At 68.3% G+C, this 20,910-nt stretch carries 17 protein-coding genes and 2 pseudogenes; 5 read left to right on the forward strand and 14 right to left on the reverse strand.

Annotation, left to right across the window (positions count from 1 at the left end; all coding sequences use genetic code 11):
• Window positions 1-70: 70 nt before the first annotated feature.
• From ACYVOO_RS09075 to ACYVOO_RS09085, 3 genes are all read right to left on the reverse strand, one after another.
• A complete protein-coding gene (locus ACYVOO_RS09075) occupies window positions 71-880 on the reverse strand; it encodes a lipocalin-like domain-containing protein (protein ID WP_461015115.1) in 810 nt (269 codons plus the stop codon).
• A gap of 44 nt (window positions 881-924) precedes the next feature.
• On the reverse strand, window positions 925-2,142 hold the full coding sequence (locus ACYVOO_RS09080; RefSeq protein WP_461015116.1) for an FAD-dependent monooxygenase: 1,218 nt from the start codon (window positions 2,140-2,142) through the stop codon (window positions 925-927).
• Window positions 2,143-2,263: 121 nt separating this feature from the next.
• Window positions 2,264-3,784 carry an MFS transporter gene (locus tag ACYVOO_RS09085; RefSeq protein WP_461015117.1) on the reverse strand — a complete coding sequence of 507 codons (1,521 nt, stop codon included), beginning with the start codon at window positions 3,782-3,784 and terminating at the stop codon, window positions 2,264-2,266.
• Window positions 3,785-3,894: 110 nt separating this feature from the next.
• On the opposite strand from ACYVOO_RS09085, the gene ACYVOO_RS09090 reads away from it, so the two are divergent.
• A complete protein-coding gene (locus ACYVOO_RS09090; protein WP_461015118.1) occupies window positions 3,895-4,551 on the forward strand; it encodes a TetR/AcrR family transcriptional regulator in 657 nt (218 codons plus the stop codon).
• A 68-nt stretch (window positions 4,552-4,619) separates the two neighbouring features.
• Here ACYVOO_RS09090 and ACYVOO_RS09095 read toward each other — a convergent pair whose 3' ends face one another.
• The 8 genes from ACYVOO_RS09095 to ACYVOO_RS09130 form a co-directional block, all read right to left on the reverse strand.
• Complete coding sequence (locus ACYVOO_RS09095; RefSeq protein ID WP_461015119.1) at window positions 4,620-4,898, reverse strand: dihydrodiol dehydrogenase; 279 nt, start codon at window positions 4,896-4,898, stop codon at window positions 4,620-4,622.
• Between the two features lie 12 nt (window positions 4,899-4,910).
• A complete protein-coding gene (locus ACYVOO_RS09100; RefSeq protein WP_461015120.1) occupies window positions 4,911-5,444 on the reverse strand; it encodes an aromatic-ring-hydroxylating dioxygenase subunit beta in 534 nt (177 codons plus the stop codon).
• Window positions 5,445-5,466: 22 nt separating this feature from the next.
• Window positions 5,467-6,861, reverse strand: a complete 1,395-nt coding sequence (locus ACYVOO_RS09105; RefSeq protein WP_461015121.1) for an aromatic ring-hydroxylating oxygenase subunit alpha — start codon at window positions 6,859-6,861, stop codon at window positions 5,467-5,469.
• Between the two features lie 50 nt (window positions 6,862-6,911).
• Window positions 6,912-8,135, reverse strand: coding sequence for an NAD(P)/FAD-dependent oxidoreductase (locus ACYVOO_RS09110; protein ID WP_461015122.1), 1,224 nt, complete (start codon window positions 8,133-8,135; stop codon window positions 6,912-6,914).
• Window positions 8,135-8,326 carry a ferredoxin gene (locus ACYVOO_RS09115; RefSeq protein WP_461015123.1) on the reverse strand — a complete coding sequence of 64 codons (192 nt, stop codon included), beginning with the start codon at window positions 8,324-8,326 and terminating at the stop codon, window positions 8,135-8,137. Before ACYVOO_RS09115 ends, ACYVOO_RS09110 begins: the two co-directional genes overlap by 1 nt.
• A gap of 153 nt (window positions 8,327-8,479) precedes the next feature.
• Window positions 8,480-9,211 (reverse strand): response regulator, encoded by a 732-nt coding sequence (locus ACYVOO_RS09120; RefSeq protein ID WP_461015124.1) that lies wholly within the window; start codon window positions 9,209-9,211, stop codon window positions 8,480-8,482.
• Window positions 9,212-9,215: 4 nt separating this feature from the next.
• The gene (locus tag ACYVOO_RS09125; RefSeq protein WP_461015125.1) at window positions 9,216-9,971 is read right to left on the reverse strand and encodes a TetR/AcrR family transcriptional regulator; all 756 of its coding nucleotides are present in this window, start codon (window positions 9,969-9,971) and stop codon (window positions 9,216-9,218) included.
• Window positions 9,972-10,036: 65 nt separating this feature from the next.
• The gene (locus tag ACYVOO_RS09130) at window positions 10,037-10,954 is read right to left on the reverse strand and encodes an SDR family NAD(P)-dependent oxidoreductase (RefSeq protein WP_461015126.1); all 918 of its coding nucleotides are present in this window, start codon (window positions 10,952-10,954) and stop codon (window positions 10,037-10,039) included.
• A 245-nt stretch (window positions 10,955-11,199) separates the two neighbouring features.
• Between ACYVOO_RS09130 and ACYVOO_RS09135 the strand changes: the two genes are divergently transcribed.
• The 3 genes from ACYVOO_RS09135 to ACYVOO_RS09145 all read left to right on the forward strand — a co-directional run bounded on the left by ACYVOO_RS09135 (window position 11,200) and on the right by ACYVOO_RS09145 (window position 15,626).
• Window positions 11,200-12,834: an acyl-CoA synthetase gene (locus tag ACYVOO_RS09135; RefSeq protein ID WP_461015127.1), complete on the forward strand. Its 1,635-nt coding sequence runs from the start codon at window positions 11,200-11,202 to the stop codon at window positions 12,832-12,834.
• A 23-nt stretch (window positions 12,835-12,857) separates the two neighbouring features.
• Window positions 12,858-14,957, forward strand: coding sequence for a thiamine pyrophosphate-binding protein (locus ACYVOO_RS09140; RefSeq protein ID WP_461015128.1), 2,100 nt, complete (start codon window positions 12,858-12,860; stop codon window positions 14,955-14,957).
• A 90-nt stretch (window positions 14,958-15,047) separates the two neighbouring features.
• Window positions 15,048-15,626 (forward strand): nuclear transport factor 2 family protein, encoded by a 579-nt coding sequence (locus tag ACYVOO_RS09145; protein ID WP_461015129.1) that lies wholly within the window; start codon window positions 15,048-15,050, stop codon window positions 15,624-15,626.
• Between the two features lie 33 nt (window positions 15,627-15,659).
• Here ACYVOO_RS09145 and ACYVOO_RS09150 read toward each other — a convergent pair.
• Window positions 15,660-16,780 (reverse strand): annotated as a pseudogene (locus ACYVOO_RS09150) (PP2C family protein-serine/threonine phosphatase).
• A 195-nt stretch (window positions 16,781-16,975) separates the two neighbouring features.
• Between ACYVOO_RS09150 and ACYVOO_RS09155 the strand changes: the two are divergent.
• Window positions 16,976-18,483: pseudogene (locus ACYVOO_RS09155) on the forward strand (MFS transporter).
• Window positions 18,484-19,721: 1,238 nt separating this feature from the next.
• Here ACYVOO_RS09155 and ACYVOO_RS09160 read toward each other — a convergent pair.
• Window positions 19,722-19,949: a hypothetical protein gene (locus ACYVOO_RS09160; protein ID WP_461015130.1), complete on the reverse strand. Its 228-nt coding sequence runs from the start codon at window positions 19,947-19,949 to the stop codon at window positions 19,722-19,724.
• A 491-nt stretch (window positions 19,950-20,440) separates the two neighbouring features.
• Window positions 20,441-20,910 (reverse strand): recombinase family protein (locus ACYVOO_RS09165; RefSeq protein WP_461015131.1); only part of this gene is annotated, 470 nt, incomplete at its 5' end.

Below are 20,910 nucleotides of genomic sequence, written 5' to 3' on the forward strand. Positions count from 1 at the left end.
CTACATCTGGACCAAGACCGCCGACGAGATCCTCGAACGCCTCAGCTCATATCTGAACAGAATTCCCGACTCAGAAGACTAGCGTGCCGGTCACTTCGCACACGCCGGCGTAGAGGCCGTCGTCGGAGCCGGGCAGTTCGCGGTGGGTGAGCTCGAGAGTGCCGTCGAGGCGCGGAATGGTCAGGGACCAGCCCTTGTCGTGCTCGGTTCGCCGGGCGCCGGTGATGGTGTGGGTGCCGTCGGCGGCGAGTTCGGTGAGCCAGGAGGTGCCGTCTCCGGTGGTGTCCCAGACGCTGAGGTAGCGGCCGTGGCCGAGGTCGAGGCCGAGCCAGGTGAAGCGCGGGAGTTCGGTGCCCGGCGTGCCCCACTGGCGGTCGAACCAGGTGCGTCCGCTGACCTCGTACGTGATGCCGTCCACGGTGACGGTGCCGGAGGTGGTCAGGCCGGGCAGCGAGTACTGTCCGGTGGTCCCGCCGAAGAAGGGGAAGAGCCCGGAGCCGCCGTTGTAGAGGACGGGTTCGTCACGCCGCAGGGCGAGTTGGAGCGATCCGGTGTCGGTGGCACCGGCGATGACCATGCCGGTCAGTTCTCCTTGTATGTGCAGGATCGGGGTCCGGATGTCCAGGCGCTCGGACGCGAGGGTCACGGTGTCCGGGCTGTCGCTCGACTGCTTGTGGCTGGAGTGTCCGCCCGTGTCCTGCATCAGCGCGACGGTGCTGTGAACGGTGCCCTGCACGGTCATCGCGTGGATCTTCGCCCAGAACACGCTGTCCCCGGCCTGCAGGCGGGCGGTGAACCACCAGGAATCCATCACTCGGGACGGGTCGGCGGGAAGCTGGTCGACGGCGCTGACCAGAGTGGGGTGGGTCGTGGTCATCATGGCTCCTTCGATAAGGGTTTCGCTCGTGTATGCGGGTGACGCGGTCAGACGGCAGCGATGTCGATGGACTTCTCCTTGAAGCCCTTGGCCATCAGGGCCGACATGACCTTCTTGCCGGCCGGGCGGCTCAGCATCTTCTGCATGACGGTGCGCATGGCCTTCTCGCGGGGGGTCTGCGGGACGAACATCGTCAGGCCCTGGGTGCGGCCGGACTTCTGCTGGATGTCCATGAAGGGGCGCAGCTTCTGGTCCCATTCGCGCAGGGCGCGGGGGATGTTGCCGGGGTTGCGCTGGAGCAGGGTGCCCAGGAGGTCGGCGCCGGCCATGGCGGTGGAGGCGCCCATGCCGGAGTAGAGGGTCAGGCACCAGGCGGCATCACCGAGGACGACGATCCGGTCGGTGTGCCAGGTGTTCATCTCGACCTGGTGCACGGAGTCGAAGAGATAGTCGTCGGCCTGCTCGAACTGCTGCAGGAGGTGTTCCAGGACAGGCCCTGTCGGTTCGGGGCCGAAGGCAGCGCGCAGGGAGTCGATGGGCGGGCGGCGGAACTGGGCGTCCTCGTCGGTGGTGCGGTAGTTGAAGAGCAGTCCGGGCTGGTGGTCGGTGAAGGGGAAGGTCCACACCGAACGGCCGGGTTCGGCCAGGACCACACCGTCCTGGGGTCGGAAGCCGGGGATCGGGTCCTTCATCACGGTGGCGGCGATGATGTGGTTCAGCGGGCGCATGAACTGCTCGTGCGGGCCGAAGGCCAGGCGGCGCACGGTGGAGCGCAGACCGTCGGCGCCGACCACGAGGTCGAAGCGCTCAGTGTTCTCCGAGGCGTCATCGCCGGTGGTGGTGCGTAGGGTGACGTTGACGCCGCCGGGGTGTTCGTCCAGCGCCACCGGTGTGGTGCCGTATCGGATCTCGGTTACGGGGGCGACGGTGTCGTACAGGGCTGCCTCGATGTCGCCGCGCAGGATGAGACGGGGCCCACCGGGCAGGTCGCCGTAGCCCATACCGGGGCGGCGGCGTCCGTCCCGTTCGATGTCGTAGGTGACGCTGGTCATGTCGGCGCGGTTGCCGATGGCGTCGAGGACGCCCATGCGCTGGGCGGTGGCGCGGCCGGTCTCGAAGAGGCCGATGAAGTATCCGGCGGGGCGGCGGTCGGGGGCGCGTTCGACGATGACGGGCTCCCAGCCGATCTCGTGCAGGCGCATCGCGGTGGCGAGGCCGCCTATGCCCATGCCGACGATCAGGGCGCGGGGGGTGCGGGTGGTCATGGTCTCTTCCTTCTCTCTCTTGCGAGTCCGCGACGACGGGGGTGGGATACGGGGGCGGGATGCGGCACCCCCGTCGCGCACGTTCTGGGTTCGGGCTTCTCGGAGCGGGGCACTGCCGGGCTCACATGTGGACGGTGGGTGCGGCGTCCGGGTCCTGCTTGACGGCGCCACGCCGGAACATGAAGGCGCAGACGACCGCGCCGACTGCGAAGAAGATCGCGGACCAGGTGTAGGCGGTGGAGTAGCTCTCCAACTGGGCCTGGATGGCGGCGTCCGGGGTGGGCGTCTTGCCGACCATGTAGTCGGTGGCGGCGCCGGCGGCCAGGGTGGACAGCAGGGCCGTGCCGATGGAGCCGCCGATCTGCTGCATGGTGTTGACGCTGGCGGAGCCGACACCGGCGTCGGCCGCGTCGATGCCCGCGGTGGCCGTCGACATCGACAGCGACATGACCAGGCCGAGACCGAGCGCGAAGACCAGCAGCGGCGGCATGACGTGGGCGAGGTAGGTGGAGTCGGCGTCCAGGCCGGTCATCCACAGCAGGCCGACGGCGGACAGCGCCATGCCCAGCGGGACGATCGGCTTGGGGCCGACCCGCGGGGCCAGGACCGTGGTGGCCACGGTCGAGCCGATCATCACGACGACGATCATCGGCAGGAAGGCCAGGCCGGTCTCCATCGGCGAGTAGCCGAGGATCTGCTGCAGGTAGTAGGTCAGGAACAGGTTGACGCCGAACATGCCGGCCGCCGAGACGAACATCGCGATGGAGGCGGCGCCGCGGTCACGGTCACGCAGGATCCGCAGCGGCAGCAGCGGGTGCGCAACGCGGTTCTGCAGCCACACGAACACGCCGATCAGTACGACACCGGCGGCGAGGAAGCCCCAGGTGCCCACGGAGGACCAGCCGTCGTGCTCGGCGTTGGCGAAGCCGTAGACGAGGGCGAACAGGCCGGCCGTGACGGTGACGGTGCCGGGCCAGTCGATCTTCACGTTCTTGTCGCGGCCCTGCTTGGGCAGGAAGGCGAGGGCACCGACCAGCGCGACGGCCGCGAAGATCAGGTTCACGTACAGAGTCCAGCGCCAGTCGAAGTGCTCGGTGAGAAAGCCGCCGAGCAGCAGGCCCACGCCGCCGCCCGCACCGGCGACCGCACCGTAGATACCGAACGCCTTGGCACGCTCCTTGGCGTCGGTGAATGTCGTCGTGAGGAGTGACAGCGCAGTGGGGGCGAGCAGTGCGCCGAAGGCACCCTGCAGCGCACGGCCGGCGACCAGGACCTCGAAGCTGGAGGCGGCACCGGCAAGTGCGGAGGCTCCGGCGAACCCGACGAGGCTGATGATCAGGGCCCGCTTGCGGCCGATGAGGTCAGCGATGCGCCCGCCGATCAGGAGCAGGCTGCCGAAGGCCAGCGAGTAGGCGGTGACGACCCACTGCCGGTCACCGTCCGAGAAGCCGAGGTCCGCCTGGGCCGACGGCAGGGCGATGTTCACGATCGTGGCGTCGAGCACCACCATCAGCTGGGCCACCGCGATGACGGCCAGGACCAGCCAGCGGCGCCGGCGCCCGCGGTCGGCGTTACGGGCGGCGGCCCGGCCGGTTGCCGGGTCCTGCTGGGGCGGGTTCGCCTCCTGGGTGAGTGAGCTCATCGGTTGCTCCGAACACGAGGATTCAAATGGAGATACCTTCTCCGCTTACTGATCCACCGTAGCACCAAATCGGAGAAGGTATCTCCGCTTGCCTGGGTACAGTGGACTCCATGAGTCGTAGAACCACCCCCAAAACCCCCGAGAAGCGCCCCCTGCGAGCGGATGCCGAACGCAACAGGCGCCGCCTCATCTCCGCAGGTCAGGAGCTCTTTGCGGAACGGGGCCTGGATGTCACCCTCGACGACATCGCCCGCCACGCGGGCGTCGGCGTCGGCACCGCCTACCGCCGCTTCGCGAACCGCGAGGAACTCATCGAGGCCGTCTTCGAGGACGCGTTGCAGCACCTGATCGATCTCACGGAAACCGCCCTGGCCCACGAGGACCCCTGGGAGGGGCTGGTGCAGATCTTCACCGCCTCCGGCGATGACTTCGCGCACAGCCGCGGGCTGCGTGAGGTGCTCCTGGAGAGTGCGCAGGGCAAAGCCCGGTCCAACGCACTCCAGGAACGCCTCACCCCCAACCTCAGCGCCATCCTTACGCGCGCCCAGCAGGCCGGACAGCTGCGCGACGACATCGAGCCGACCGACTTCCCCCTCATCCAGCTCATGCTCGGGACGGTCACCCAGCACACCCGGACGGTCACGCCCGACCTGTGGAAGCGCTACCTCACCCTCATCCTGGACGGCCTGCGCAGCGAGCGAAACGCCGCGACGCCCCTGCCGCGCCCCGCCCTCACTCCGGAGGAATTTGACCGGACCGTGCGATGACCGGGGTCACCACGCATTCGGCCGCGCACCGAGATCGATGCGCGGCCGACGCCCCCCTGCCCTCCCCGTCAGGCCATGCGTGACTCGTCCCCGCTGCCGTCACGCCCGATCGAAGCCCTCAGGAAGCCGGAGAACGTCTCGGGTGTCTGCCACGTCAGGCTCTCGAGCTCCACGGCATCGAGCAGAATGCGCAGACCACGTCTCGGCGCGACGATCTCCACCCGCTCACCGTTGCGCGTGTGCACCTTGCGTAGACGGATCGTGGCGAACTCGTTGGAGATCTGGAACGCAGGGCCCTCGTCGGTATCGGCGCCTTCACCTGCGGCACCGTCTTCGTACGCTCTCACGAAGACCCCGCCCTACAGGAAGACGCCGAGGTTGGCGGTGCCGAGGATGGTGTGGTCGAGCAGGACGAGCCGACTGCGCAGCCGCCACCCACCGTCCTCCGCGCCGAGGACGTCCTGACGTTCGCCGACGATCAGGTCGTAGCCGGCGGTGTCGCCCTGGGACCGGTACAGCATGAGGTTGCTCTTCACCTCCGCCTCGTCGGGCCCGAGCTCCCGTACGCGTACGTTGGTGACCACGCGCCGGGTGCGGGAGGGCGGGTCCTCGGCCCACGCGTGTTCGGTGAGGAGCCGGTCGACCCGCGTACGCATGGTCGCGTACGTGTCCGTCATGTGGAATCCGGTCCTGCTGAACTCCGCGTCACGTGACGTCCGCACGCGTGTCGTGCGGATCGGTATCCGGTACTCCAGCTGCTGTGACAGGCAGGTCTCTATCCAGCCCGCGTAGTCGGTGTTGTCCAGAAGCTCAGCCTCCCGGTAGAGGAACTGGGCGCAGGAACGCTCCAACTCCGCGCTGGCCAGGGCCGTGAGGGTCCGTTCCATCGTCATCGCTTTCCCTTTCGCGCCGGGCTCACTGAGCCATCAGCCGGTCGGACCACTGCTGCCACCAGCGCCGCTGGTTCATCTCGCCCCACGGAGTAGTGCTGGCGGTTCCGGGACCCATCCAGTCCTCGCGGATCGCGTAGTCGCCCATGCCTTCCATGCCCATCTGATAGTTGAACTTCATGGTCTTGCGGGCGAAGACCGAGCGGCCGGTGGGCGGGCCGCCGGCCCAGGCGACGGTGTCGTCCTGCTCGAAGATCCCCGAGGGGCCGAAGGAGCCGACGCCCGCGCGGTAGGCCGCATCGTTGAACTCCTTCGGCGCCGACTTCCACTCCAGGGACCAGTTCCACAGCTCGAAGTTCTCGGGCCCCTTCGGCTGCCACTGCCGCAGCAGTGTGAAGACCGCCGGCGGCTTGCCCGGTTCCGTGGCTCCGAAGGACCGGAAGAACGACAGGTTCGGGAAGATCGTGAATCCGACCACCCCGTGGTCGCCGTCGAGGAACGCCCGCTGGTTCTCGTCGAGACCCTTGAGGTCGAACGTCGAGTGCACCTCGGGCGGGAAGCCCATGTAGCCGAGCGGTTCGGGCATGGGCATGTGCGTGACGATCAGGCCGTGCCCGCCGTCGAGCGCCACATGGAAGTTGGCGCCCACCCCCTTCGCCACATCCCCGCCCAGGACCCCGATCTCCTCCAGGGACTGGTGCAGGGCGATCACGTGGTACGCGTCGCCGACGAAGTTGTCGGCCCCCGACTTCCAGTTGGACGGCACCTCCCAGCGGTGCGGATCGCCCACCGTGGTCATGCCCTGCTCGTTGAGTCCGAGCAGCACGTCCAGGTACCAGCACATGTCCCCGAGGTACTCGCGCAGCGAGACCGCGTCCGGGTCCAGGCAGGCGAAGATCAGCCCCTGGTAGGTGTCCACCTGCGGTGCCTTGCGCAGGCCCCAGTCGGCGCCGTCGAACTTCCGGTAGGCCTTGGCACGTTGGGGAGCGCCGTTCCAGTCACCGGAGTTCTTGTAGATCCAGCCGTGGTACGGGCAGCGGAAGTGCGAGCTGTTGCCCTTCTCCGCCCGGCACACCGGCGAACCGCGGTGCATACAGCTGTTGAGGAGGAGCTGGATTTCGCCCTGCTCGTCCCGCACCATGATGAACTGGTCCTCGCCCATGTACCGCAGCACGTAGTCACCGTTGTTCGGAATCTCCGACACATGGCCGACGAACACCCAGCACTTGTTGAAGATGTGCTCCAACTCGGCCTGGTGCAGCTCGGGGTCGTTCAGCACACGAGGTGACAGCATGCCCTGCGCCAGGTCGCTCTGGACCTCGGACAGGAAGGTCTGCATCGATCCGTTCAGCGGACCGGGGCCGACAGCTCCGGTGTGCTGCCCAGCAGGGGTTTCGGGCTTCTCGTTCAGCTCGGTCATACCGTCTTCTCCAAGCCGGGTATTTGTTGCGTCATTTCTCGTTCTCCTGGTCACGCGGACGGTCGTGCCGCGAGCCGGCCTGAGGCCGGGGCCTCGCCGGCCGTGGGCTGCGCGAGTCTGCGCCGGTAAGTGAGCATGCTTCTGGGCGAGTTGACGGCGAGCACCGCGGCGAGCCGCTCCTCGCGTTCGTACAGCGCGACGAAGCGCCGTTCCGTGACCGAGCCCTCAACGATCCTGCCCCGGTCGGACGGGTCCGGGACGCCGGCGATCTGGAGCTTGACCCCGTGCTGGTCGGACCAGACGAAGGGCACCGGCGCGTAGCCACCGGTCTGCCGGCCCTCAAGGATCGTCCGGGCGACGAAGGCGCCCTGCTCGGTCGCGTTGGTCCAGTGCTCGATCCTCATCTCCCGCCCGAACAGCGGGTTGCGCCAGCGCGCCACGTCGCCCGCGGCGTACACGCCGGGGACCGAGGTGGCGCAGTGCTCGTCGCACAGCACCCCGTCGGCCACGGCCACGCCCGAACCGGACAGCCAGTCGGTCACCGGCCGCGCCCCGATCCCAACGACCACGACGTCGGCGGGGACGACGCTGCCGTCCGTGAGGCAGACCCGTTCCACACGCTCGCCGCCTTCAAGACGCTCGACCGCTACGCCGCAGCGCAGCCGTACTCCCGCGTCCAGAGGGATTCCGGCGAGGTCGAGCGCCGTCGCGTCGCCGAGCACCCGCGCCATCGGCGCCGCGAGTGGCTCGATCACCGTGACGTCGCAGCCCAGGGCACGAGCGGTCGAGGCCACCTCGCAGCCGATGAAGCCGCCCCCGGCGACGGCCACACGGGGCGCGCCGGCGAGCGCGGAGCGGAGTGCGAGGGCGTCATCGGCGGTGCGCAGAACGTGCACGCCCGCGTAGGCCTCCCAGCCGGGTGGCATCTTGGCGGCGCTGCCGGTCGCGACCACGAGGTCGTCGTAGCGGAGCTGTTCGCCGGTGTCGAGCGCCAGCGTCCGGCGGGCGGGGTCCAGGGCACTGGCCCGGCATCCGAGTCTGAGTTCCAGGTCGAGCGCGTCCGCCTCGTCGTGGGACAGCAACTGGATCTCGTCCAGGGACACTTGGCCTGCCAGGATCTTCTTCGACAGCGGCGGCCGGTCGTAGGGCAGGTGGTCCTCGGCCCCTACGAGGACCACCTCGCCGTCGAAGCCGCGGTCGCGCAGCGCCCGTGCCGTGCGCACACCGGCCAGTGAGGCGCCGGCCACGACGACGCGTCGCTTCGGGGCCGGCATCAGCCCTCGAGCTGAAGTGCTCGTGCCGGACAGTCGAGTACGGCGAACTTCACTTGTTCACGCAGCTCCTCCGAAGGAGCTTCGACGAGGACCTTGACGATCCCGTCCTCGTCCAGGTCGAATACCCGCGGCTCGGCCACGACGCAATTGCCGTAGCTCTGGCATTTCCCGCGGTCCACCAATATCTGCATGCTTCCCATTCCTTGCCGTCGAGCGCGACTGTTGCGCAGGATTCCTGCGAAGCGCTCAAAGCAAGACGACCACGGGGGGCCGACGCCGACCAGATTCAAAAGGAGGGAACCATCCCCTCCTTTATGAGGGTTCACCTGGCGGGAACACGGCGGTTAGGGTTCTGGGGATCCCTGCCCGGGAAGTGGTGCCAGGCCCAGTTCATAGGCGCGGATCACGGCCGCGAGCCTGGACGGGGCTTCCAATTTGGTGAGCAGGCCCCGCACATACCCCTTCACAGTCGTTTCGGAAAGGTAGAGCTCTCGGGCGATCACTCGGTTCGAGAAGCCGTGCGCAAGCAGAGTCAGTACGTCGTGCTCACGGTCCGTGAGAAACGCCGTGGACGTGGTTTCACGGGAGGGCTCATGAGCGGCGTGCTCATCCGTGACGTGCTTCTGCGTTGCTCGGCGTACGGCTTCGGCGACCAGCGGTTTTGCTGCCTCACGGCCGATCTGTCTGACGATCCGCGGGTCGGCCACGAACGCGCCGGCAGCGATCGCCCGTAGCGCGGCGCCCAGGTGGGCCTCGGATACATCCTTGAGCAGGCATCCGTCCGCTCCCGCGTCGAGACATGCGTGGATCACCGACGCGTCATCAATGGCGGTCACGAGGACGAGGACCCCATCGGGAACCAACTCGCGGAATGTGCGGCACAGTTCGCCCGGTGGAGTGGGGCCGGTAATCCTGACGTCCAGGAGCACCATTCGGGGACGTTCGCGTCGGCTGATGTCGAGGGCAGCCACCGCGTTGTCGGCCTCCAGGATCTCGCATCCTTCGAAGGACTCGGTCACCACCGCGCGCAGTCCCCGGCGCGCGACCGGCTGGTCGTCGACCAGGAGAATCTTCATCCCCTCACCCGCGTCGTACGGGTGCCGACGCCTTCGCCTTCTCCGTTTCCCGCGCCGTGACCAGCGCGGACGCCGCCTCCTTCCGCTCGCTGAGGAGTCCGATCCCTTCGTCGGCGGCAGCATGGACATCGGCGCGGCCGTCCCGCTGCACGCCGAGCAGCGCGGTGACCGCCGCGGACATGACCGCTACGGGGTCGGTGACGGTGAGGTCGCCCGGCACCTGCGTCCGGGTGATGGCCTGGGAGAAGCCCACCATCAGTGCGTGCAGCGCGTAGGCCTGTTCCTCGACAGCCCAGCCGTCGCGGACCAGCCCGTGCCGGCGCCACAGCGGCAGGGCTGCGGTCAGGAGAGCGGCGGGGCTGAGGGCGGCGAGCAGTTCCTCGCTGCGCGGATGACCGGCCAGGGCTCCCAGTACATCGGCGTCGCCGAGCACCATGGCGCGTACGAACGGACGGCCGAGAGCACAGCACACCAGATGAGGGCAGAGCCGGTTCGGGCGGCAGAGCTCCGGGTCCGCGGTCAAGGCTGCGATCCCGTCGTCGGCGAATGCCAGGAACTCCCCGGCGAACAGGTCGAAGATCAGGTCTTCCTTCGTGGGCCAGTACAGGTAGGGCGTGCCCTTGCCGACGTGTGCACGGGTCGCGATCTCCGCGACAGTGACGCCCTTCACTCCGCGCTTGAGTACGAGTTCCTTCGCGGCGGCCAGGATCCTGCCCGCCGTACCCGAGTCACGCTCCGTCTTGACCACACCGGTGTCCATGCCCTCACGATAGCCAAACTGACCATTCTCGTCATTTGGTCAGCGAGTGAAGGGCGTCACATCCGTTACTTCACCTGGTCGTGGATGAACTCACCGCCATCGGGATACGGAGCCCCCGTGGACCGGTCCAGGGCGCGCCCCACCGCGGCCGAGACGGTCTCGATGTTCAGGTCCGGGTCCGGTTCTGTGGCGGTGGTACGGCTGAGGAACGCCTCGCTGATCGACCCCGCCGAGGTGTCCAGGAGCCTGCCGGAAACCGTGCAGTCCTCGTGGGCGAGCCATGCCGCCACCGGGGCCACGGCTTCCGGGATCATCCCTGCGGCCCGGTTCTGCTCACTGACGTGCGGCTTGAGCATCGTCTGGAGCGCGACCGTGTCGGCATACGGCGCGATGACGTTCGCATGGATCCCGTGTGCGGCACCCTCTGCGGCCAGGGCGCGGGTGAGACCCACGACGCCCAGCTTCGCGGCAGCGTAGATCGACTGGAAGGGCAGGCCGACGAGTGCGGCGCCCGAGCTGATGTTGACAAGGCGCCCGTACCCGCGCTCGCTCATGTGCGGCCATGCGGCACGGCACATCCAGATGTGGCCCATGAGGTGGACGCCGACCACGCGCTCGATGTCGTGGTCGCTGATCTTGTGGAAGCGCGCGAACGGGGCGATGCCCGCGTTGTTGATCAGGATGTCGACGCGGCCCCAGGTCTCCAGGGCGGTGCCGATGATCGCCCGTGCGCCGTCACGTTCCGCCACGGAGTGGCCGTCACTGACGGCTTCCCCGCCGGCCGCGAGGATCTCGGCGACCACGTCCTGTGCACCGGAGCCGATCTGCCCGCGCCCGTCGGGGCCTACACCGAGGTCGTTGACCACGACCTTGGCTCCCCGCGCGGCGAGCAGCATCGCGTAGGACCGCCCGAGACCGGGATTGCTGCCCGCACCCGTGACGACCGCGACCCGTCCGTCGAACCGGAACTCTTTCACGCTCATACCGTCCAGCCTCCGTCGTGGTGTTGGCGACGGCCTGTGAACCTAGCCGTGCGAACCGGCCCGGACGAGCATCCGAAAGAAGGGTGACCACCCCTCCCTTCGAAGGGTTCACAGCAGCAGCGAGAACAGCCAAGACTCGAACTCACCTGCCGCCACACGAATTTGAGAAGAAGACCAGGAATTGCGGCACTGGAGAGAGGTAGGGCATGTCGGTAACTCGCCCGGGACGCGACGCCGCTCCCAACATGCAGGATTACGAGGCCGAGCGGGCTGCCTTTCGCTGGCGGATTCCCGAACGCTTCAATTTCGTATCGGACGTCCTGGAACGCAAGGCCCGCCAGACGCCGGACGAACTCGCCCTGTTGGTACTGCGTTCCGACGGCAGCACGGACAGGCAACTCACCTATCGCGAGCTCGTCCTGGCGAGCCGGCGCATGGGTCATGCGCTCGCTGGGCTCGGCGTCCGCAAGGGCGACCGGTTGTTCGTCATGCTCCCCCGGATCGGCGAGTGGTACGTGACCATGCTCGGCGCGATCCGCATCGGCGCCGTTCCTGTGCCGGCCACGCCTCAACTCACCTCCGGGGATATCGCATACCGGATCGACCGCTCGGGCGCGGTCGCGGTCATCACCGACGGACAGGGGGCGGTGAAGGTCGACGAGGTCTCCGGGAGACTACCGCTGCTCGCCCACCGCATCGCTGTCGGACCCGCGCCCGCGGCCTGTTGGCACGAGATGAGCGCCCTCCTCGACCGCTCCCGCGATACGCCGACGCCCGCCGACTCGACCGCCGCCGACGATCTGATGCTTCTTTACTTCACCTCCGGCACGGTCTCGTACCCCAAGATGGTGGCGCACACCCAGGCCAGCTACGGGATCGGACACCAGGTCACAGCCCGCTACTGGCAGGACCTCCGCCCCGGCGACCTGCACTGGACGCTGTCGGACACCGGATGGGCGAAGGCGGCGTGGGGCAAGCTCTTCGGGCAGTGGGCGCAGGGAGCTGCTGTCCTGGAGATGGATCTGCGCAAGCCCGATCCCGACCTGATCCTCGACACCGTCGCGCGGCACGGGGTCACCACGTTCTGCGCGCCGCCGACGCTGTACCGCTCGCTGGTCACCACCGATCTGGCAAGCCACGACCTGTCCCGCCTGCGCCACTGCGTCTCGGCCGGCGAACCGCTCAACCCCGAGGTGATCCGCGTCTGGGAGGACGGCACACGCGGACTCCTCGTCCATGACGGCTACGGACAGAGCGAAACGGTCAACGTGCTGGCCAACTTCCGCTGCCTGCCGGTACGCAGCGGCTCAATGGGCAAACCCGTACCCGGCTTCGACGTCGCCGTGGTCGACGACGAGGGCACACAGGTTCCGGCGGGTGAGGCGGGCGATGTCGCCATCCAAGTCGAGCCCGAGCGGCCGGTCGGGCTCTTCGCGGGGTACTGGAACGATCCCGATGCCACAGCCGCCGCGTTCACTAAAGACTGGTACTTCACGGGCGACAAGGCGCGCCGCGACGAGGACGGCTACTTCTGGTTCGAGGGCCGGAAGGACGATGTGATCACATCCTCGGCGTACCGCATCGGCCCGTTCGAGGTCGAGTCGGCGCTCGTCGAGCACCCCGCCGTCGTCGAAGCCGCAGTGGTCGGACAGGACGACCCGCAACGCACGCAGATCGTCACCGCGTTCGTGATCCTGCGACCTGGCACCGCGGCCACGCCGCAGCTCACCGAGGAGCTGCAGGAGCACGTGAAGCGGACGACCGCGCCGTACAAGTACCCGCGAGAGATCCATTTCGTCGCCGAGCTGCCCAAGACGGTGTCCGGGAAGGTCCGCCGCGGAGATCTGCGGGAGTGCCTGCGGGGCAGGGCCGGGGCCTGAGGCCCGATGCCGTCACGAGATACATGGAGGAGCATTCGATGACAACAGCCGGCGAGACCACGCCACCGATCGACGGCGAGTGGGAGTACACCCTGCGTCCGAGGACGCAGCCACCGCAGAAGGGTGTGCTGAGCCTGGTCCATGAGGGTGCCGCGCTGACCGCGCGGCTGAGGCATCCGGACGGTGTCAGCTCCGGCGCCGCTACGGTCAACGGGTCGAATCTGACATGGAGTTGCCCGATCGGCAACAACCCCGCCCCCATGCGCTTCGAGGCCGTGGTCGAGGGTGACCTGCTCCTGGGCCACGTCGACCTGGCCTTCGGGGCCTTCAGCGAGCGGGCCCCGCTGGAGGCGGTACGCACCGGGTCGGACGCGCGCGTACCCTTCCGGGAGGGTTCCGTCGCTCTCGTCGAGACGCTGGCCGCATCGGGGATCGAGTACGTCTTCGGCTACACCGGCGGTGTCTCCACCAGCCTGGAGCGCAGCATCGTCGGGCACGGCGGCATCAAGGACTTCAATGCGCGGGGCGAGCTGTCCGCGGCCTGGATGTCCTACGGCTACAACCGGATGAAGCGCCGGGCCGCGTCCGCCGCGCTCACCTGGTGTGTCGGCGCGCTGCACGCATCGCCGGTCGTGTACGCGTCCAAGCTCGACTCCACTCCTCTGGTCCTCATGCTGATGGAGAGTGCAGCGGCATGGGACATGCGCGACATCCTGCAGGACGCCACCGAGCTCTACCCGGCGCTCAAACCGCTGTCGAAGTACATCAAGCGCGTCGTCGACGGCGAAGACCTGCCGCTGGCCGCCCGGCAGGCCGTACTCGCCGCGAGTACCGGCAAGTTCGGCCCGGCGGTACTCGACCTCACGCAGGGCGCGATGTACCAGCGGACCACGGTCAGGACCGAGCCGCTGGCGCTGCCGGAGCCGCCCGCGGCGGGCGAGGCAAGCGTGCGGCGGACGCTGGAGATGATCGAGGCCGCAGAGCGGCCGGTGATCCTGGCGGGCGCGGGGATCCACCTGGCCGACGCCACGGGCGAGCTGCGCCGGTTCGTCGACACGACTGGCATTCCAGTGGTCACCAGCGGGGCCGGGGGACGGACGGTGCTGCCGGACGACCATCCGCTGAACGCGGGCGACATGAGCGGCTGGGGCTACTTCGGGACCGGCACCAAGGTGGCCGAGGAAGCCGACTTGTGGATCGCCGTCGGATTCTCCTTTTCCCAGACGGCCACCCTGTCGTGGTCACTCGCCAAGCCCGCGAGCGTCGTACACGTCGATGTCGAGCAGTCCCAACTCGGACGGATCTTCCAGCCGACACTGGGCGTCGTCGCCGACGCAAAGATGTACCTCGGCCAGCTCAACAGCAGTTTGCAAGCCTCCGGCGCACGGAGCCGACACCGCGCGCACGCATCACAGGTCGTCGAGATCGCGGCGGCGAAGGATTCGTACGCCGCAACCCTGGCATCGTTCGTCGGCACTGACCCGATCATGCCTGCCGCGGTCGGCCAGATCCTCACCGAAGAGGTCCCCGCAGGCACCGTCTTCGTCAACGACGAAGGATTCCCGGTGCCCGGCATGATGTACCGGGAGTCGAAGTACCCGGATGGCTTCGCCGCGCCCCTGGGCTTCCACTACGCGGCACTTGGCTCCAGCCTGCCGGTGGCGATCGGCGCCAAGCTCGCCGCACCCGACCGCCTGGTCGTCAGTCTCGGCGGCGACGCCGGCTTCTACTACGACTGCGGCGAGCTCTCGGTGCTCGCTGAACGTCAACTCAAGGTCGTCACCATCGTCCTCAACAACGGCGGCCTGTACGGAGGCCGGCGCGGCCGCGAACACGGAGGCCCCGGCTCGATTCCCGCCAAGCACTGGACCGACCTCCCCGAGACCGACTACACCGCCGTCGCTGCGGGCATGGGCGTGCCGGGCGAGCGGGTGGAGAAGTCCGAGCAGCTCGCTCCCGCGATCCGCCGGGCGATCGAGGCGGACGGACCGTACTTCATCGAGGTGTTGACCGCCGCCAGCACCATGCACCTGCACCTGGCCGGATGGCCCGACCCGTCCCCCGGAACGAGGCGCAAGGGCGGCCACGGCGACCTCACCGTGGACGGCTCGTGGCCGAACTGACCACGGAATCCGCATCCCCCTCTGAGCGCCACGCCCCAACACCCCAACGACCCGGTCGACAGACCGGTATCCAGACCTCGAGGAGCAGACATGGCCACGGTTGAACGAGACGAGGAATCGACGCGAGCCGGTGCCCGCAGGCCCGACATGGCACGGTTCATCGAATTCCTCGAAGCCCGGAAGGCCGAGACGAAGAATCCGAAGCATGCCGCGATGATCGGCCTCTTGATCGAGCACTCGGTCGCCGAGGTGCGCGACCACGACATCGACCGAACGATGGCGACGCTCGTGCCGGACTGTGTTTACCACTACTACGGCGACCTCGCCATGGTCGAGCACAGCGGAGGACCTGCCATCGGCAGGGACACCGTGCACGCCAACTACCTGACGAACATGGCCAACGGCTCACTGAACATGGACAGCCTCGAAGTCGAGGTCGACCACTTCTTCATCAACGACGACGCCATCGCCTGGGACGGGTACGCGCGCATGCGCATGCCCGGCCAGGCTCTGGTCGAAGCGGGCATCCCCCTGCCTGACGGTGGCACGGTCGACGACGACTTCGTCCAACGGGCCAGGCAGGCCATCGTTATCCCCTTCCGAGACGGCCTCATGGTCGGAGAAGACTTCTACCTGGACTCCCGGGGAACTTGGGAGGTGGCGATCTGACCGAGCCCGGCGGGCCCCTGGCATGAACGGTGTTCAGGTGCAGGGCGATCGGCGCACGCTGAGGACGGCGATGTCGTCGTGCGGTGCGCCGCCCTCCGCGAACGCCCGTGCATCGTCGTGCAGGGCCTTCGGCAGCTCACTGGGCGCGGTGGCGGCGAGGGCCGCAAGCCGCCGGCCGAGCGGGTAGAAGGTGCCGTCGGGGGCGCGCGCCTCGGTGAGGCCGTCGGTACTCAGCAGCAGGGTCGCGCCGGGCGGAAAGGAGAACCAGCCTACGGTGACCGGCTGTTCTGCGAGGTCGGAAAGCCCCAGAGGCACCCCCGCATCGACCGCCGGCGTGGTGACGGCGCCGTCGTGCACGACGTGCGGTGGTTCGTGGCCGCAGCTGATGGCCTGTACTTCGTCTCGGGTGTCGATGCCGATGACGAGTGCGGTCACGAACCGTTCGTCGTCACCGGTGCGCTCCGCATACGAGTTGTGCCGGACAACAGATGCATCCAGCGCGCCGGCCAGCGCGGTCAGGGTGGGCTCTCGGTGAGCGGCCTCGCGGAAGGTCCCGATCACGGCGAACGCAGCGCCGACGGCGGGCAGCCCCTTGCCCTGCACATCACCGATCAGCACTCGGGTCCCCAAGGTGTCTCCACGACGTCGTACACGTCCCCACCGACAAGCCGGTCCTCCTGGAGCGGCTCGTAGACCCCATCGACCAGAACGTCGGCGGTGAGGAGCGGCAGTGGATGCAGGATGTGCCGCTGCATGACCGCGGCGGTGGTGCGCAGCCGCACCAGCTCGTACTCGTGACGGATGCGCCGGTCGCAGGCGTAGACCGGGGCCGCACTCAAGGCAGCTGTCAGCAGCACCATCAGGATGGTGTCGAACCACGACTGGCCGTCCTCGTACCGCTCGAGTAAGGCACCACTCACGACGAGGGTGGACCACGCGGCGACGGCCGCCGTCTGCCGCACAGAACACAGCGTGGCCGCTGTGCCCGGCAGAAACACCAGAAGTCCGAGCAGCAGCACCAGGGATCCCGTCAATGCGCCGATCGCCACCACCAGGCCCGTCACCAGCACCACACTGGCGACCACCGCGGCATCGGACGGCGGCTCGATGGCTCCCCGTTGGCGGGCGGCTCGCTCGTAACGAGTGCGGGTCACATTTCACTCCATGTCGGTGATACCCCGGCAAGCAGCGCGGCCGGTGCGGGAGCGGTGCCCGCGCAAGCCGCGATCACGCGCGCGGCGAGGACCACGGTCACCGCCGGGCCCGGACCTGCATCGGCTCCGGTGGCCACGCCCTCCCCTTCGGCCTAGTCTGCGGTCGTCCGCATGGGGGTGCATCAGGAGGCCTCCATGGAGCGTCCGCCGGAATCCACCCCCGCCGCAACCGAGCCGCCGGGTCAGGGCTCCGCACACGCCGGCGGTGCACACGAGCACCGATGGCTCATCCTCGGCGTCATCGGCATCGCCCAGCTCATGGTCGTCCTCGACGCGACGATCGTGAACATCGCCCTCCCTTCGGCCCAGCAGGACCTAGGGTTCGACGACGGCAGCCGCCAGTGGATCGTCACCGCGTACTCCCTGGCCTTCGGCAGCCTGCTCCTCCTCGGTGGCCGCATCGCCGACCTCGTCGGCCGCAAGAGGATCTTCATCATCGGCCTCGTCGGCTTCGCGCTGGCCTCCGCCCTCGGCGGCGCGGCAACCGGCTTCGACATGCTGGTGACGGCACGCGCCCTGCAAGGCATCTTCGGCGCCCTGCTCGCGCCGGCAGCACTGTCCCTGCTGACGACGACCTTCACGGACCCGCAAGAGCGCGCGAAAGCCTTCGGCGTGTGCGGGGCGATCGCCGGCGCAGGCGGCGCGGTCGGACTGCTGCTCGGCGGCGTGCTCACCGAGTACCTGGACTGGCGCTGGTGCCTGTTCGTGAACATCGGCTTCGCCGTCGTCGCGGTGATCGGCGGCGCCGTCCTGCTGCGCGGCGGCCGCCCCGACGACCGCCCGGAGCTGGACATCCCCGGCACGATCCTGGTGACAACCGGACTGTTCTGCATCGTCTACGGCTTCTCCAACGCCGAGACACACGACTGGAGCGATGCGGAGGTCTGGGGCTTCCTCGTGGCCGGTGCGGTGCTGCTGGCCCTGTTCGCCTGGTGGCAGACGAGGGCCGCGCATCCCCTGCTGCCGCTGCGCGTCGTCCTGGACCGCACCCGCGGGGCATCGTTCCTGGCCATGTTCGTCGCCGGTGTCGGCATGTTCGGTGTCTTCCTGTTCCTGACGTACTACCTGCAGCAGATCCTGGAATACTCGCCGGTCTCCACAGGCGTGGCCTTCCTGCCCATGGTGGTCTTCATGGTGGCCTCGTCGATGCTGGCCACGAACGTGGTCGTGCCCCGGTTCGGACCGAAGCTGGTCGTACCGCTCGGCATGGCTCTCGCGGCCGGAGCGATGGCCTGGCTGACCGCGCTCGGCCTGGACAGCAGCTACGCGGCGCACGTGCTGCCGCCGCTGTGCGTGGCCGGCATCGGCATGGGCCAATCTTCGCCACGGGCATGAACCTGGCCACGGCCGGCGTCGCCACGCACGATGCGGGAGTGGCCTCCGCGATGGTCAACACCAGCCAACAGGTGGGTGGTTCGATCGGCACGGCGCTACTCAACACACTCGCCGTGACCACCGCGACCAACTACCTCGTCGACAAACAGCCCACGGCGCAGGTACAGGCAGAAGCCGCGATCGAGAGCTACTCGACCGCCTACTGGTGGTCGGCGCTGTTCTTCGCGATCGGCTGCCTGCTGACCCTGCTCCTGTACCGGCCGGGACCCCCCGAGCCTTCCGAGGGCGGCGGCGCCGTACGCATGTAGCGGTCACCAGCGGGGCCGGCCCTCGCCGGCACGCCTCCTTGTACGGATCTGCTTCCTGTTCCAGGGCGGCAAGAAGGTGAATGGCGGTGCTGTGGCGGCGCGGCAACTGGGTGCCGCGCCGCGTCCGTACGCTCGCGTCAGCCAACCCCGTCAGCGCAGACCGGCACGGCGGACTCCTCCAACAGGGCATAGCTGATCAGGTGCGGGACGCCGTCAGGTACGACTCGCAAGTAGCCACCCCGAGCTGGTGCAGGCGAGGCCTGGGACCGCTGCGGAAGGCAACGGCGTGGACGGACGGCGCGCAGCCGCCGTCGGTCGCCGGCACACGGCGGGCCCGCTTCCGTCCGCAGGTCCGCCACATTCGCTCCTCAGGTCCAACTACCCCAGGTTCTACGAACTACCGGTAGGAGTGCTTTCCGTGCGGCTGGTGTGAGACTCCGCCCAGGGCGGTCGTCCGGCCTGGGCGACCATCAAAATGGCTGTCGGGTCCGTGGGATCCGGCGGTGCCCGAGGCACGCGAGCGTGCCCTCACCGGATGGGGCCCGCCCCCACACCGGCCGTCACCTGCGGGCCCGGTCAGGCGGCACGTAGCAGCACCTTCAGGTCCGCCTCCGTCACCGGGCGTGGATCGGTTCTCGGGTACAGCCGGGAGTGTCAATGACGCATTGCCTCGTCATTGACGCTCCAGAGAGGGGCGGAAGTGCCCTTCAGGCAGGCCGAATTCGTGCAGTACGGACGGCGCACGCTCAACTCGATCCGCGCGGGCCGACCGCCAAGCGCATGATCCGCGAGATCCCGCACGTAGCGGCCGCGCACCCGCCGTCGACGCCGCACTGCGCGGCAGCCTTGTCGGCACGCTCGTCATGCACGCAGAGGTAGCCGACACTTTGCTCGCGTACCCGGCGCCTCTCACGCAGCGGCGCGGGCGGTCTCGCCGGACGCGGGACCGTCCGAGCGACGGGGAACACCTACAGGTCGGCCCGGTCTGCGACCTGCCAGTTCCGGATGGCTTGGGCGACTGCCTCGTTGCACAGGATCTCCCCAGAGGTCAAATCCGTGAACGCCGCAGGCAGCCCGGCAAATTACCGACGCGGGCGGACGAGGATTACGGAGAAGAGTTCGGGGCGCCCTGCCCAACCGGACGCTATCCCTGTGCGAACCACTCATCGAGCGCAATGGAGCCTGACCAGGAGGCAGGGAAACGATCTTCAAGTGCGCGGGAAATCCCGGCGTCAGACTCAGCCGTACTGCAGGTAGAGGGCCTTTCGTCGGTGGCCCACAAACACTATGCCCTCGGGCGGTTCTGGCCGTACTTCGGTCAGGGCCACCCGTTTTTCGTGGTCGAAGGTGACGCGGAGCCCGAGTTGCCGATAGACCTCTGTTTTGTCGTGGGGATCCGCTGCGCGGAGGGCGCTGAGCAGCCCGCCGAGTCCTTCGACGAGTGATCGGATCGCTTCGCGGTTCATCCGTATGCCGTCCCGCTGGGATGCGGAGGCGAGGCGCCGCACGGTGCCGGGCGAACTTGTGGTTGCACTCCTGGATGACTCGTCGGGCGTGATCCGCTTGTGGGATGGAATCCGGCTGGGCCGCCTCTAGTGCCAGCAGGGACTGCTCGATCAGGAACTGCTCGATCCGGTCCGGGGCGAAGGTGCGGGCAAGCCAGGCGTCGAGAGGGCCCACGAGGTCGTCCTCGTCGAGGGAGACACTCAGCGGGTGGTCGAGTGTGTTGGCCAGCGCGTACTCCTCGGGGTAGCGGCAGCGGTAACGGGCCCGATCGCGTACCCAGTTGCCCTGCATGCGTCGGCCGCAGGTCTTGTGGAGGACCATTCCTCTGAAGACGTAGGGGTGCCGCGTACGGACGACTTGTCTGCCGGTGGAGGCGGGGGAGCGGGCGGCCATCCGATCTTGTACGCGCCGAAATGTGTCGTTGCTGGTCAACGCGGCGTGAGCGGGCCCGTCAGAGTGGATCCAGGCGTCTTCCGGATTCCAGGCGAGCTTCGTCTGGTGACCGAGGGCGACGTTGTCGACGTCGATGAGGGATTCGTGCTTGTGCTGCCAGGAAGCGGCCCTCGATCTTGGCCTGGGCGCTTATGGCGGAGCGGACGCGGATCTTGATGCGGTTGCGTTCGGCTTTGCTCATGCCGCCGAGGACGGACATCACCAGGTCGTGGGCTTCGGAGTCGGGGTCGATGCGTCCGCCGACCTCGGGGACCCAGAGCTGGACTCCGTAGTGGACGAAGACGGGGAAGGTGAGGCCGAACTGGTTGCCGTAGAAGGCGCGCTGCGGTTCTCCGATCACCACGGCGTCGAAGCCGCGGTCCTGTTGCTTGAGTGCGGAGAGCAGGGCGGCTGCTCGTGGTCGGCGGGGCCAGGGGAGGGAGCGCGAGCTGCCGATGTCGAAGTATTCGGCGACGATCTCGTCATCCG

This window comes from Streptomyces daliensis (assembly GCF_054782395.1).

Excerpts from the sequence above, each read along its gene's own strand:
- ACYVOO_RS09075 (WP_461015115.1), bottom strand. The coding sequence starts at position 880 with ATGATGACCACGACCCACCCCACTCTGGTCAGCGCCGTCGACCAGCTT.
- ACYVOO_RS09080 (WP_461015116.1), bottom strand. The coding sequence starts at position 2,142 with ATGACCACCCGCACCCCCCGCGCCCTGATCGTCGGCATGGGCATAGGC.
- ACYVOO_RS09085 (WP_461015117.1), bottom strand. The coding sequence starts at position 3,784 with ATGAGCTCACTCACCCAGGAGGCGAACCCGCCCCAGCAGGACCCGGCA.
- ACYVOO_RS09090 (WP_461015118.1), top strand. The coding sequence starts at position 3,895 with ATGAGTCGTAGAACCACCCCCAAAACCCCCGAGAAGCGCCCCCTGCGA.
- ACYVOO_RS09100 (WP_461015120.1), bottom strand. The coding sequence starts at position 5,444 with ATGACGATGGAACGGACCCTCACGGCCCTGGCCAGCGCGGAGTTGGAG.
- ACYVOO_RS09105 (WP_461015121.1), bottom strand. The coding sequence starts at position 6,861 with ATGACCGAGCTGAACGAGAAGCCCGAAACCCCTGCTGGGCAGCACACC.
- ACYVOO_RS09110 (WP_461015122.1), bottom strand. The coding sequence starts at position 8,135 with ATGCCGGCCCCGAAGCGACGCGTCGTCGTGGCCGGCGCCTCACTGGCC.
- ACYVOO_RS09115 (WP_461015123.1), bottom strand. The coding sequence starts at position 8,326 with ATGCAGATATTGGTGGACCGCGGGAAATGCCAGAGCTACGGCAATTGC.
- ACYVOO_RS09120 (WP_461015124.1), bottom strand. The coding sequence starts at position 9,211 with ATGAAGATTCTCCTGGTCGACGACCAGCCGGTCGCGCGCCGGGGACTG.
- ACYVOO_RS09125 (WP_461015125.1), bottom strand. The coding sequence starts at position 9,971 with ATGGACACCGGTGTGGTCAAGACGGAGCGTGACTCGGGTACGGCGGGC.
- ACYVOO_RS09130 (WP_461015126.1), bottom strand. The coding sequence starts at position 10,954 with ATGAGCGTGAAAGAGTTCCGGTTCGACGGACGGGTCGCGGTCGTCACG.
- ACYVOO_RS09135 (WP_461015127.1), top strand. The coding sequence starts at position 11,200 with ATGCAGGATTACGAGGCCGAGCGGGCTGCCTTTCGCTGGCGGATTCCC.
- ACYVOO_RS09140 (WP_461015128.1), top strand. The coding sequence starts at position 12,858 with ATGGAGGAGCATTCGATGACAACAGCCGGCGAGACCACGCCACCGATC.
- ACYVOO_RS09145 (WP_461015129.1), top strand. The coding sequence starts at position 15,048 with ATGGCCACGGTTGAACGAGACGAGGAATCGACGCGAGCCGGTGCCCGC.
- ACYVOO_RS09160 (WP_461015130.1), bottom strand. The coding sequence starts at position 19,949 with ATGAACCGCGAAGCGATCCGATCACTCGTCGAAGGACTCGGCGGGCTG.